This window comes from Flagellimonas olearia (assembly GCF_009184425.1).
Lineage (GTDB): Bacteria > Bacteroidota > Bacteroidia > Flavobacteriales > Flavobacteriaceae > Flagellimonas > Flagellimonas olearia.
This window is the reverse complement of the sequence record NZ_WELG01000002.1, coordinates 800,955-814,092: the sequence shown is the minus strand read 5'-3', so window position 1 is coordinate 814,092 and position 13,138 is coordinate 800,955. Positions and strand designations below refer to the sequence as shown.

Below are 13,138 nucleotides of genomic sequence, written 5' to 3'. Positions count from 1 at the left end.
TTTTAAAAGCATAATACCTAAAAAACACTACCATGGATATTTTTGGAAAGATCAAGGAGAAACTCACTAACGAGTTTATTGACATTATTGAATGGCTCGACTATACCGATGACACCATTGCCTATCGGTTTGAGCGCTATCAGAATGAAATAAAAAACGGCGCAAAGTTGATTGTTCGTGAAGGACAGACCGCTGTTTTTATCAACGAAGGTCAATTGGCCGATGTCTTTGAACCAGGCACCTACGACCTTATCACGCAAAACTTACCAATTTTGGCAACCTTGAAAGGTTGGAAATACGGATTCAATTCCCCATTCAAGGCCGAAGTGTATTTTGTGAACACCCATTTGTTCACTGATGAAAAATGGGGCACCAAAAGTCCGATTACGTTAAGTGACGACCGATTTGGCCTGGTTGAAATTCGCGCTTTTGGCACCTATGCCTTTAAAATTTCAGATGCAGGCAAGTTTATCAAAGACATAGTTGGTACGGATAGCAATTTCACCAATTTTGAGATCAACGAGCACCTTAAGAGTTTGATTGCCACACGATTCACGAATACCGTGGGCCAAGCCAATTTGCCTATTGAATTGTATGCTGCCAATACCACCGAACTTTCAGACACCTGCCGCGAAGTGATGTCACCTGAGTTTGAAAGTGTGGGCATTTCCTTGGAAAAATTCTATATCGAAAATGTCTCCATGCCCGAAGATCTCAAAAAGGAAATCTTCGAATACAGCCGTATTGACAAGCTTGATTTGGACAAATTGACCAAATTCAAAACTGCCAAGGCCATTGAGGCCGCTGCCCAAAATGAAGGGGGAACCGCTGGAGCCGGAATGGGCATGGGTATGGGCTTTGTTTTGGCTCAACAAATGGGTGGAATGATGGGCGGAAACTCTCAAGCCTCACCACAACAAACCGCCCAACCTGTTGGAGGCGCCGTTCCTCCGCCAATGCCAACACAAACCCTATATTATTATGCCTCCAACGGGGTACAACATGGACCAGTGACCTTTGAGCAAATGCAATCTCTTTTTGCATCGCGGGCCATCAACCGAGATAGTTTGGTATGGAAGCAGGGAATGTCCACATGGGCTTCTTTAAAAGAAGTGGAAGAATTGAAATCGTTCTTGGGAGGCAACACGCCGCCGCCATTGCCAACGGAATAATCACATTCGTTGTCATTTCGAAGGAGCTAGCGACTGAGAAATCTTATCATCAAGTACTCTTTTGAGATTTCTCACATTCGTTCGAAATGACCTTTAACACTAAAAGAACACACGTCTTTGGAGCCATCCATCCAAAAAACCGAGCTTAAAAAAGCCTGTGCCAATTGTGGTGCAGAGCTCAAGTACAAACCGGGCACGACCAATATCAGTTGTGAATATTGCGGTTACGAGGAAGTCATCAAAACTGGTGATTCCGGGTTTGAGGAGCTGGAGCTGTATCCCTATCTCAAGGAAATGGGGGAGCAAAGGAACAGCGAGGAAATTTCCATGTTACACTGCAAGAATTGTGGGGCCAATCAACATGTGGAAGAAAACTATAAGTCGCTTCATTGTGTATACTGCGGCATGCCTCTGGTAATTGAAGATGCCTATAAGGAAGATTGGATCTTACCCGGCGCGGTACTCCCCTTTCAGATTGATCAAAAGAAATCCTTTATCATTTTCAAGAATTGGGTAAAACGCTTGTGGTTTGCCCCAAATAAACTGAAGAAGGCCGCTTTGGACCCCCAATTTACCAAAGGGCTCTATTTACCGTATTGGACTTTTGATGCCCAACTTGCGGCAAGCTATACGGGTCAACGGGGCGAATACTATTACGAAACCCGAAGGGTCCGGAACTCCAACGGCAAAATGGTGACCCAACAGGTTCGCAAAACCCGTTGGTATCCTGCTTCAGGGGAGATTTCTGGTTTTGTGGATGATACCCTTATCAAGGCATCCCAACAAAAATCGGGGAGGATTCCCCAAAAAATCGCCCATTGGAACCTTCAAAGACTGCAACCATTCAATAGTGGTTTTCTTTCAGGCTTTGTTACCGAAAAATATACCATCCCGCTGAAGGAAGGTCATCTCCATTCCAAAGATGTGGCGCGTGACATTGCCATGCGCTGGTGCCGACAGGATATTGGTGGGGACACCCAACGGGTGACCCATATGGACATGCAGCTCTCCGAAGAGACCTTCAAACATATCTTGTTGCCCGTGTATGTAAGTGCCTATCGCTATAAGGGCAAAGAGTATAATTTCTTTATCAATGGTGAAAATGGACAGATTTCCGGTACACGTCCGTACAGTGCTTGGAAGATTTTCTTGGCCGTCCTATTCGGGCTGACAGTCATTGCACTGCTGATTTACTTTGCAGGGTAATTTTCCTTGCTTGACTTCACAGTTGTAAAATCCGTATCTTTAAATATGGTCAGGCCCATTTCGCTGATATCGATTTTTGTGCTGCTCAATATGGGCATTGGCCGTATGTTCCAAGTAAGTTTGGGAACGACCTGCTTTTCTGAATTGACCATTTTGGCCGTTACCAGCTTTGCTTTTTGGAGTTTCTCCGCCCAACACATAAAAGTTTGGGCCCAAAATTGTGGGCAAAAGCCTGTTGGCAAAACCTTGGTCCTTCAAGGAGGATTGGGCATCACCGCCACGGCAACGAACATTCTTATTGGACAGGCCTTGGTAGTCTTTATGATGACTGTGGTATTTCGTTGTGCTTCCCCCAATTTCAATCTATTGCATGCCGGGCTTACCAACAATATCGCCGTTAACCTATTTTGCTATTTTGCACTCCTATTTTACTTTGTAAACAAGGAACACAACCAAAAAATTGACACTCCAATCACACCCATTTCTGGAGCGAAAATTCAAATGGAAGTGTCCAGGAACGGCTCCCATTTTTTACTGATTCCTGAAGAAATCTTCTATATTGAAACCAGCAACAACTGCATTGTGCTCCATACGGAAAGAGGGGTTTTTGTAAAATACCAAAGCCTTAGGTCAGTGGAGAAAATGCTGTGTCCAAAAACCTTTAAACGGGTACACCGTTCCTATTTGGTGAATATGAATTTTATGGATTTCCATCAGAAAAACAGTAGTGGCGATGGGGTGCTCCACTTAAAAAATGGGGACAAAATTAAATTCAGCAGGACCTACCGAAAGAACTTGGTGGAGGTTTAACGGCATCAACCTGCCCTTATTTTCCCGCAGCTTACCCAGTGTTATTACATCTCTTGTATCACTCCTGCTACATTTGGGAAAACTGAACACATGAAGACTTTTCTGAGTGTAACCATGGGCTGTTTCATCCTATGGTCCTGTACCTCCAAAACGGAAGACGAAACAGAACAAAACCGCATCACTGGGCAAGATCGGCAACTCTTGACCCAATTGAAAGAGGTGAAATGGCCCAAAGCCTATCGGGAACAGGATACTCTCTTGCTCGATTCTATCTTAGGGGATGATTTTCAAATGATCGACGACCAAGGAAACTGGTCCGATAAAAAAGGAGAAATCGCCTGGATCAAGGAACATGCCAGTACCCATGATTCCTTTTTTTATGAAATAAAACGCTTGGACATCCTGCCCAACGGCACAGCCATGATCTGTGGTACCGGGCATATCTTCAAGGACTCCGTTAAAACCATTTATCAGTCCAGCAATGTCTTAATAAAAAGGGAAGGGCAATGGAAGGCGATTGCTTCCCATGTATCCGGCATCAAACAGGTACCCTAAACCTTAAAGTTCTGGTAATGTCTCCCTAAACAAATCCATATTTTAGTATTTTCCCTAAAAATCCTTATTCAATGAAAATGGTTATGGGGCTTTTGCTGTTGGTCTGTACCCTTGCCGGCGCGCAAGAAACCCATTCCGTTCCACTTACATTCAAAAAGGATTTGATTCCCGAAGGCATCGCCATTGACCCTTCCTCCAAAAAGGTATACCTCAACAGTTTGAAGAAGGATAAAATTGTACGCTGTAATTTGGATGGGACCCATGCCGAAGACTTTATTGGAAGCAAGGAATATGGGTACCTCTCCGGTTTTGGGATGACCATTCAAGGAGATACCCTCTTCGCCCTGGGAAACAGTTTGCCCAAAAGCAACAATTCATCCGTTCTTTTGATGATGAACAGCACCTCTGGAGAATTCATTGCCTCATACACCCTAAACTCGGATGAGGTTATCTATCTGAATGACATTGCCACAACGCCAAATGGGGACGCCTACATCACCGATTCTGAAAGTGATACCCTCTATGCCCTAACCGGGGCCAAAAAGGCCTTGGAGGTCTTCTTTACCCATGAAGAGATCAAACATTCCAATGGCATCGCAGCATCCGATGATGGCAAATACCTCTATTTGGCCACCTATACCTCCGGCATCCGGATTTTGGACATTGTCTCAAAGAAGTTGTTGAACCCACCCAATGAGTTCAAGGGAATTGATGGAATGAAATTCCATAAGAACACATTGATTGCCATAGTCAATGGGAAAAGGGACTTGTCCCAAAATGGGGTCTTTCAATTTGAGCTGAATCCGGAACGTACCGAAATCCTATCCGAAAAGAGGATCATGTCGTTTTTCGATCCATCTGACATTCCAACGACATTTGCCATCCATGATGACCATATGTACTTTGTTTCAGATTCCCAGTTGGACAACTTTGATCAGGAAAAAAATGCCATTATCCATCCTGACCAATTGAAGCAGTATACCTTGGTCCGTCTAAAAATCTAAGGTCTTCTTTCCTGATTAGCCCTGTAAACCCATTAAATGGATTCTAATCCAAAAAGGCAATACAAACCGGACTGCCCAAGTTTGTCTCGCTTAAGAATTGTAAGGTTCCTTTTTCGGCATCCCTTTTGAAAACAATGATGTTATTGCTCCTTTGGTTGGCCACCAATAAAAATTCACCTGTGGGGTCCAATGAGAAATTCCTGGGCCAGTCTCCACGAACCGATTCCCTACCCACCAAGGTCAGCTTTCCGGATTCTTGGTCCACGGCAAAGATGACAATGGTGTTCTCCCCTCGATTGGAACCATACAAAAACTTACCATCAGGCGATAAGTGGATATCGGCGCAATAGCTTTTTTCAGCATAGCCTTCGGCCAATGTAGATTCTGTTTGAATTTCTTGGTAAGACCCTTGGTTATCTTTTTCAAAAACGGAAACCGTGCTGTTCAACTCACTGATCACATATAGGATGTTGCTATTCTTACCAAAGGTAAAATGTCTAGGGCCAGCCCCAGCGGCCAAATCGATTGAGGCTTGGTCCCCAACCACGTATTGGTCCCCTTCCCTTTTGTAGCGCTTTATGCCATCCAATCCCAAATCCGCCACAAAAAGTCCGTCCTTGGTAAACTTTGCCATGTGTGCGCGGGAGGTTTTGGTGGTATCCAAAATCTTATGATCGATTACCTGGGCTTCTCCGGCAAGCGATCCATCCTCATTCAATTGATACAGGGCCACATTGCCCCCACCATAGTTGGCAGCGGCCAAATAACCATCCCCTGACAAGGAAACATGGCAAGGGCCATTTCCATGGGTCCCTTTGCTGTTCTGGACTTCCAAAACACCTTCATTCAAGCGGAATGCAGTGACTCCTCCCCCAAGACTATCAAAATCGCCGGTCTCCTGTATGGCATATAGATTGTTCTTGTCCTCGGAAATCGTCAAATAGGAAGGGCTTTTCAATTTGGCGGCCAATTCTTGCGTGCCAAGTGCACCCGTAGTGGCATCCAAGGTATATTTGTAGATTCCCTCACTGTCTCCATTGGTATACGTTCCAACAAATAGGGTGTGGGTGGTTTTCTCTTCTGATTTTTTCTCTGCTTTTTCCTTACAGGCAATTCCGGCTATTAGTACTAGACCGAGCAATAGTGTTTTCTTCATGGATGATTAAAATGTTTGTCCCAAATTAAGCAATCTTATGCAACTAATCCAGACAACTTTGTTTTAATCTCACGGACCAAATAAATCCCTGTGACAATGGTGGCAAGAACATCGGCTATGGGAAAGGATAGCCACACGCCCATCTCCCCCATAAATTGGGGCAGTAAAAGGATGAGCGGTATAAAAAAGAAGCCCTGTCGAGTAAGTGTGAGCAATAATGCTGGAATGGCCTTCCCCACCGCTTGAAAATACGCGGCACCTATCAATTGTAGGGCAATAATTGGCGTAGCCGCAAAGACCAACCGCATGGCTAAAGGGGAGTGCTGCAACACAAACGCATTGGTGGCCAATTCCTCTGCAGGCATATGGGGTTTGTTGCTCAGGAAAAGTGATGCTATCTCAACCGGAAAAACCATGAGGACCACAAAGACCAGGGTCGCCACCAAAGCGGCATACTTTATGGCCGTGTAAATGGATTCCTTCACTCGATTATATTGTGCTGCCCCATAATTGAAGCCTGCAATGGGCAAAAACCCTTGGGTGACCCCAAAAACAGGAAAAAGGGCAAACATGAGCATTCGGCCGATAATGGCATAGACCGCCACCATGGCCTCCCCTCCCAAATTAAAGAGGATGTTGTTCATGAGCAGATAGGTGATACTGGTCACGGCCTGGCGCGCCAAGGTCACAAATCCTAGGGAGCTGATTTCTTGAAGAATGGATTTGTCCAACCCAAAATGGGAAAGACTAATCTTTAACTCGGAGTTTTTTGATAGAAAGAAGTAGAGAATATACCCAAAACACATTAAATACCCAGCAGTAGTGGCCCAAGCGGCACCGTGCATGCCCCAATCAAACACATAGATAAAAATGTAGTCCATGAGCAGGTTCCCCACCGAAGGGATGATCATGGCCACCATGGCAAATTTGGGTTTCCCTTCGGCCCTGATCACGGTATTTCCCATCATACAAAGCGCCAAAAATGGGACCCCATACAGGATAATGGTATAGTAAATTTTGGCCGGGGTAAAAATGGAACCTTTGCCACCAAAGGCCGGTATCAAGGTGTCCACAAAATAAAGTCCCAAGGCCACCATGACCACCGTAACCAAAAGGGTCAGCGTGATTTGGTTTCCAAAAGTCTTGAGGGCTTTTTCCTTGTTGTTGGCCCCCAAGGCTCGGGACACAATACTGGAACCTCCAATACCTATGGCCATTCCCAAAGCAGCAATAAAGAAGGAAACAGGCAACACCACATTAATGGCGGCAATGGCAATGGAGCCAATCCAATTGCCCACAAAGATGGAGTCGACCAGCACGTTCAAGGACATCACCAGAATGCCTATGGATGCAGGGACGGCCTGTTTGATCAATAATTTTCCGATGGGTTCTTTCCCAAGTGCGTCAGAGGTTGCTTTGGCCATGCCAATGGTTATTCTTTGGGTATAAGGCTTTGTGTGAGTGCTAAATCTGACCCAAATCTACAATGCCTCGATCAAATTACCTTTGTTCTCCCTTAGTTTTTTGGTGATGCTGTCCCATAAAGCCACTCTATGCTCCAAAGCCTTTTGGCTGTACTCAGCGACATCGGTCCATTTCTGCTCATCCTGACCGCAGAGCATCTTCATCATTTTCACCGCCATGGGTCCGTGTTCATCCCCATCCAGTTCAATGTGCCGTTTTAGGTAATAGGAAAGTTTGGCATACTGTTCCGGTCCTTTTTTTCCAGATTGTTCTATGATGCCCAAGAACATATCCGGAATCAATTCTTCCCTTCCGAAGGTAAAGGCCGCAGCAACTATATGCGGTTTTTGAGTATTGATGACTTCAAAAGTGAAGCTTAAAAAGTTCTTTTCAGCCAGATTCAAATCCGCCTTTTTGATTTGCCCTGTAATTTCTTCAAGATTCCCAAAGCTTCCAATGACATCCTTGACCTTGGAGGTATTGGCATTGACTTCCTCCATGGCGTCCAGATACATTTCAAAATGGCTTTTGGCCACTCCTTCTTCATTGAAATCGCTTTCCTCCTCCAAAACAATCTCATTGATGAACCTTGCCACTACTGTATCCGAAGCGGGTTTCCATGGCAGGTCCGTACAGGTAAGCTCTCTTTGAAGGGCCTTTAATAGCGACATAAAATCCCAAACGGCATACACATGGCTCTCCATAAAGGTCCTGATGTCCTCAACAGAATCCAGCTGTGCGTAAAGCTCATGGTTTTTGAGTTGTTCCCGTACTTCTTTGAGGCTCTGCTCCAAGTTTTCAATGCTCATATACTTGCTTTTCGATACTCCAAAAATTATTGGATGTTATATTCCGGCAGGGTTTGATTTGCTGACCAAGTATTGATCCACTGTGCCATAAGACCTGCCCAATCATCCCTATCGTTCAAACAAGGGACATGGATGTAGTCTTTCCCGCCGGCCTCTACAAATTGTTCCTTGCCTTCCATGGCGATTTCTTCCAAGGTCTCCAGACAATCACTTACAAAAGCAGGGGTGATTACCGCCAAACGCTCAATGCCCTCCTTGCCCAATCGTTCAAATTCATGGTCGGTGAAAGGTTGTAGCCAAGGGTCGCTTCCCAATCGGGATTGGAACGAAGTACTCACTTTATCCCTGGGCAATCCCAATTGTGCTATCACCAACTCGGTGGTATCATAACATTGATGTCTATAACAGGTATGATGGGCCACCGAATTGACCTTGCAACAGGCCCCATTCAATTGGCAGTGGAATTTTGTGGGGTCCGATTTTTTAATGTGCCTCTCGGGAATCCCATGATAGGAGAAAAGGATATGGTCATAATCAAAACCCTTTAGACCTTCTGCTATACTATTGGACAATATTTTGATGTAATCCGGATTGCTATAAAAGGCTGGCAAGGTGGTCAACTGCATGCTAGGGAAATGCTCTTGCTGCACTTCCATGGCCTTTACCACTACCGTTTCGTATGATGACATGGCATAATGGGGATACAGGGGCACCAACAACACCTCATCCACTCCTTTATCCTTCAACTCCTGTAAAGCGTTCTTGATGGTCATGGAACCATACCGCATGCCCAAGGCAATGGGCAAGCTGGTCTGTTGGTCCACTTTCTCCATGAAACGTTCCGAGATGATAACCAAGGGGGAACCTTCCTCCCACCAAATCTTGGAATAAGCTTCCGCCGAACGTTTTGGACGCGTGTTGAGGATAATTCCCCGTACAATGATGTTTCGCAGAACGGGGTTCACGTCTATGACGCGCTCATCCATGAGAAACTCATCCAAATATGGTTTAACATCCTTGGCGGTAGGGCTGTCCGGCGAACCCAAATTGACCAATAAAACTCCTTTTGACACAGCTTTTTGTTTTAGGCCCCAAAAATACAACTTGGTACGGACTTGTTGTTTTTAGAATCCAATTACTTTTCTATGGTCCATAACTAAATTCAATCTTCATTTAGCATTCCGGATTTTAGCCCGTGTTCTTTTCTCCCTATTTTTGTTACTATGGACCTTTTTATTGAAACAGTTTCCAAGGAATCGCTCATTTATTTGGGGATTGCCCTCTTTGTTTTGGCTCTGGCGTATTGGGTGGTTTCCATCGTCTTAAAACGGTTGGGGAAAAATCCAAAATACCTTTTGCCCAGTGGTTCGTTTAGGCGATTGACAAAGCCCTTACTGTTGATTTTTCTTTCCATTGTATTGCGAATGAAATCGCTGCGGGATCTTTTGAACTTGGAAGAGTTGGGGTTTTGGTTCCGAAAGGCCAGTACCTTGCTCTTTATCTTGGCGATGACCTGGTTGATCATTGCCGTGTTGAAAATTGTGAAACAGATCATCATCAAAAACTACGATGTTGGGGAGGCCGACAACCTAAAGGCCCGTAAGATCTACACCCAGTTCACCATTTTGGAACGCATTGTGATCTTTATCGTCATCATACTGGCTCTTGGACTTGCCTTGATGAGTTTCAAGGAAATCCGTGAAATTGGGATCAGTATTTTTGCATCTGCAGGCGTTGCGGGGATTATTATTGGTTTTTCCGCCCAAAAATTCATCGGAACCCTATTGGCGGGTATTCAAATTGCCATTGCACAGCCCATAAAATTGGATGATGTGGTCATTGTGGAGGGCGAGTGGGGCCGAATTGAGGAAATTACCCTTACCTATGTGGTGGTCCGTATTTGGGACAAACGCCGGTTGATTGTGCCTACCCCCTATTTTATTGATCAACCCTTCCAAAACTGGACCAAAAGCTCCGCGGATATTTTGGGAACGGTATTTTTGTATGTGGATTATATGGTTTCCTTTGATGATCTCCGGGAAGAATTGACCCGTATTCTCCAAAATACAGAACTTTGGGATGGTGAATTGAATATCCTTCAGGTTACCGATTCCAAGCCCACCCATGTAGAGGTAAGGGCCTTGATGAGCGCTAAGGATTCCTCCACAGCCTGGGACCTTCGGGTTCATGTGCGTGAGAAATTGATAGACTATTTGCAGAAAAATTACCCTGAGAGCATAGCCCGAACACGGATAATGCTCCAACAAACCAATGACAAAAAGAATGATGAAATATAAAACCTTCTTACCTCTTCTATTTTTAGGGTTGATGGCCTCTGCCCAACAAATTACTTGTTCCCCAAAAGACAAATCCCTTTTTGAAGACAAGATCGCAGCTTTACAGAAGACCCAAGCCTCCTTTTTGGGCGATACCATTGTAGCGGTTGGGAAATCCTTCTTGGACACCCCTTATGTGGAAAAAACCCTTGAAGTGGGTGAGACCGAAACCTTGGTAGTGAACTTACAAGGGTTGGACTGTACCACTTTTGTGGAAAATGTATTTGCCTTTGGAACCATGCTCAAGTCCAAACAAAGCTCTTTTGAAGATTTTACCAAAACATTGGAGACCATTCGGTATAGGGATGGTGATTTAAAAGGTTATCCTTCTCGTTTACATTACTTTACAGAGTGGATTCGGAATAATGAAAAGAAGGGGTTGGTCAAGGACATTACTTCGGACTTGGGAGGAGTTGAGCTCAATAAACCCATCAATTTCATGGGAACCCACCGTTCGTTGTATCCGTTTTTGAGCGATGACACCAACTTTGCCATCATACAACAAGCTGAAAAAGAATTGGCCAAGGAAAATCTGTGCTACTTGCCCCAAGATCGGATTGAAAGCAAGGAACAACAAATACAATCCGGGGACATCATTGCATTGGCCACTTCCATAAAAGGGTTGGATGTTACCCATACCGGCATAGCCATCCATCAACCTGATGGGCGATTGCATTTACTTCATGCATCGAGCAAAAATGGAAAAGTGGAAATCACCCAAGAGCCTTTGGTGGATTACCTAAAGAACATCAAAAGCAATATTGGGATTATTGTGGCTAGGCCCGTTTTACTTTCTTTTTAGGCACCATTCAATGGCCCCCAGAAGGTGTTGTCTGAAATCGGGGTCGTCATAAGCGGCATCGGTATGCCCCAACCCAGTATAAAATGCACGGCCCCCATCATATTCGTGGTACCAGGCAATGGGATGGTTGGTTCCATTTTTTCCGCCTTTATAGCTGGTTTCATCCAGTCTCATCAAGACAGAAACGTCAGGGTTCAATTGCTTAAAATTGTACCACTCATCAAAATGCATCCAAACATCCTTCAGGTGGGTGGTGGAGGGATGGGATGTATCGACCACATCAATTTTGGCTTCCTGTTGTTCTGGATGGCTCTCAAAATAACCCCCTACCAACTTTCCATACCAAGGCCAGTCGTACTCGGTATCCGCAGCGGCATGGATTCCCAAATAACTGCCTCCATTTTTAATGTACCCTTCAAAGGCTTTCTGTTGGGCATCATCCAATACCTCTTCGGTGGTGCTCAGAAAGACCACCAATCTGTAGTTCCCCAGATTTTGAGGATTAAAGTCCGTTCCTGAATCGGTTTGCAGGGCAACAAAGCCATTCTTTCTCCCCAATTCGCGCAAGGTTTTCATCCCTTTTTCAATGGAAGCATGCCTATATCCCGTTGTTTTGGTGAACACCAAGACCAGTTCGGGCATTTTCACATTTTGGGCTTCTTCTGGGTTCGGGGCGTCCTGCGCAGAAATCTGCAACGCAAAGCCTATCGCTAAAAAGGACAGTACAAGAGTTTTCATTTTTTGATTTTTATGCGTTTGAAGTTAAGTATTTTTTGGGGGTGGTGCCATACTTCTTTTTAAAAGAAGCGATAAAGTGACTGGCGGTGCTATACCCCACTTTCAAACCTACTTCATTGACGTTGTGCTTTCCGGTTTCCAACATTTTTCGGGCATACTCCATTTTGTAGTCGAACAAAAATCCGTAGACCGAATCCCCATAAATCTGTTTGAACCCTTCTTTCAGCTTTTTCAAACTCAAACCAATTTCTTGGGAAAGCTCGGCCAAGGTAGGCGGCTCCGCCATCCGTGAAATCATGATTTCCTTGGCCATTCTTATCCGTCTAACGTTGTCCTCATCGGCCAAAAAGGGACATTGCTCCAGATTGGCATCCTCGGTTTTATTAAAATAAAGGGATATCAACTCATATACTTTTCCTTTGATGTACAACTGTTTGATGGAAGGGTGCAGATTGTAATTCATCAACTGACTGAGTACAACAGCAATGGCAGGTGATACCATTTCTTGGGAATAGTACTTTTTCTCCTTGTTCTCACCGCTCAAAAAAGGGATGTACTCTGCCTCATTGGAAAAAAGGGAGTGGAACTTCCGTATGGTCATTACCACAGATAGCAACCATGAGTTGGGAGACACAATAAGATTCAATGGCAAGTCTTTTTGCGTATTGTAGAGCAATAGGGAGTTTTCTTCCGTTACTTCCAGATGATAGCTCCCTTCATTAAAATTGAAACGCGTTTTGCCTTTTAGGCAAAAATGGAACTGGATAAACGAGCTGTCAATCTCCCGTTCCACCGTCTGCAATTCTTTTGTATCGTTCTGAATCTTAAGGATATAAAACCCATCTTCAACCAGAATTTCCTCATAGGAACCTTTAGCGATATTTTTCATGAACAGTTTTGCTTTGATAAACGTTTTCCTTCAATTTAGAATGACTCTAAATTACGTTCAGTACAATCAAATTTATCAATAAAATTAGTGCATTGGGCGGTTTTTATTGAATTTTCACCGTAAAAATTTCTCACGGGTTATTTATAGTACCTCCAGCGTTATTTTTTAAAACACAGCACTGCTATTTTTGTGCTGCG

13 protein-coding genes are annotated in these 13,138 nt (G+C 44.4%); 7 read left to right on the top strand and 6 right to left on the bottom strand.

The window, feature by feature from the left end; translation table 11 throughout:
• Positions 1 to 32 precede the first annotated feature (32 nt).
• From F8C76_RS13080 to F8C76_RS13060, 5 genes are all read left to right on the top strand, one after another.
• Positions 33 to 1,172, top strand: coding sequence for an SPFH domain-containing protein (locus F8C76_RS13080; RefSeq protein WP_152132174.1), 1,140 nt, complete (start codon positions 33 to 35; stop codon positions 1,170 to 1,172).
• Positions 1,173 to 1,289: 117 nt separating this feature from the next.
• Positions 1,290 to 2,378 carry a TFIIB-type zinc ribbon-containing protein gene (locus tag F8C76_RS13075; RefSeq protein ID WP_152132173.1) on the top strand — a complete coding sequence of 363 codons (1,089 nt, stop codon included), beginning with the start codon at positions 1,290 to 1,292 and terminating at the stop codon, positions 2,376 to 2,378.
• A 45-nt stretch (positions 2,379 to 2,423) separates the two neighbouring features.
• Positions 2,424 to 3,188, top strand: a complete 765-nt coding sequence (locus F8C76_RS13070) for a LytR/AlgR family response regulator transcription factor (protein ID WP_152132172.1) — start codon at positions 2,424 to 2,426, stop codon at positions 3,186 to 3,188.
• Positions 3,189 to 3,278: 90 nt separating this feature from the next.
• Complete coding sequence (locus F8C76_RS13065) at positions 3,279 to 3,743, top strand: DUF4440 domain-containing protein (protein ID WP_152132171.1); 465 nt, start codon at positions 3,279 to 3,281, stop codon at positions 3,741 to 3,743.
• Positions 3,744 to 3,814: 71 nt separating this feature from the next.
• Positions 3,815 to 4,747 (top strand): SMP-30/gluconolactonase/LRE family protein, encoded by a 933-nt coding sequence (locus tag F8C76_RS13060; RefSeq protein WP_152132170.1) that lies wholly within the window; start codon positions 3,815 to 3,817, stop codon positions 4,745 to 4,747.
• Between the two features lie 43 nt (positions 4,748 to 4,790).
• Here F8C76_RS13060 and F8C76_RS13055 read toward each other — a convergent pair whose 3' ends face one another.
• Genes F8C76_RS13055 through hemH form a run of 4 tightly spaced genes read right to left on the bottom strand, consistent with a single transcriptional unit; the run spans position 4,791 to position 9,249 of the window.
• Positions 4,791 to 5,903 carry a lactonase family protein gene (locus F8C76_RS13055; protein WP_152132169.1) on the bottom strand — a complete coding sequence of 371 codons (1,113 nt, stop codon included), beginning with the start codon at positions 5,901 to 5,903 and terminating at the stop codon, positions 4,791 to 4,793.
• Positions 5,904 to 5,938: 35 nt separating this feature from the next.
• Positions 5,939 to 7,327 carry an MATE family efflux transporter gene (locus tag F8C76_RS13050; protein ID WP_152132168.1) on the bottom strand — a complete coding sequence of 463 codons (1,389 nt, stop codon included), beginning with the start codon at positions 7,325 to 7,327 and terminating at the stop codon, positions 5,939 to 5,941.
• Positions 7,328 to 7,384: 57 nt separating this feature from the next.
• A complete protein-coding gene (locus F8C76_RS13045; RefSeq protein WP_152132166.1) occupies positions 7,385 to 8,176 on the bottom strand; it encodes a DUF3050 domain-containing protein in 792 nt (263 codons plus the stop codon).
• 26 nt (positions 8,177 to 8,202) lie between these two features.
• Positions 8,203 to 9,249 (bottom strand): ferrochelatase, encoded by a 1,047-nt coding sequence (gene hemH / locus F8C76_RS13040; RefSeq protein WP_152132164.1) that lies wholly within the window; start codon positions 9,247 to 9,249, stop codon positions 8,203 to 8,205.
• Positions 9,250 to 9,399: 150 nt separating this feature from the next.
• Between hemH and F8C76_RS13035 the strand changes: the two genes are divergently transcribed.
• Together F8C76_RS13035 and F8C76_RS13030 are read left to right on the top strand one after the other, a co-directional pair.
• Entirely contained in the window at positions 9,400 to 10,473 is a 1,074-nt protein-coding gene (locus F8C76_RS13035; protein ID WP_152132162.1) for a mechanosensitive ion channel family protein, read from the top strand.
• Complete coding sequence (locus F8C76_RS13030) at positions 10,460 to 11,314, top strand: N-acetylmuramoyl-L-alanine amidase-like domain-containing protein (protein WP_249042413.1); 855 nt, start codon at positions 10,460 to 10,462, stop codon at positions 11,312 to 11,314. The genes F8C76_RS13035 and F8C76_RS13030 overlap by 14 nt, the downstream gene beginning before the upstream one ends.
• Here F8C76_RS13030 and F8C76_RS13025 read toward each other — a convergent pair.
• Both F8C76_RS13025 and F8C76_RS13020 read right to left on the bottom strand, forming a co-directional pair.
• A complete protein-coding gene (locus F8C76_RS13025; protein ID WP_152132160.1) occupies positions 11,300 to 12,052 on the bottom strand; it encodes a ThuA domain-containing protein in 753 nt (250 codons plus the stop codon). The two genes, F8C76_RS13030 and F8C76_RS13025, sit on opposite strands and share 15 nt — an antisense overlap.
• A gap of 10 nt (positions 12,053 to 12,062) precedes the next feature.
• Positions 12,063 to 12,941 carry a helix-turn-helix domain-containing protein gene (locus F8C76_RS13020; RefSeq protein WP_152132158.1) on the bottom strand — a complete coding sequence of 293 codons (879 nt, stop codon included), beginning with the start codon at positions 12,939 to 12,941 and terminating at the stop codon, positions 12,063 to 12,065.
• Positions 12,942 to 13,138: the final 197 nt, after the last annotated feature.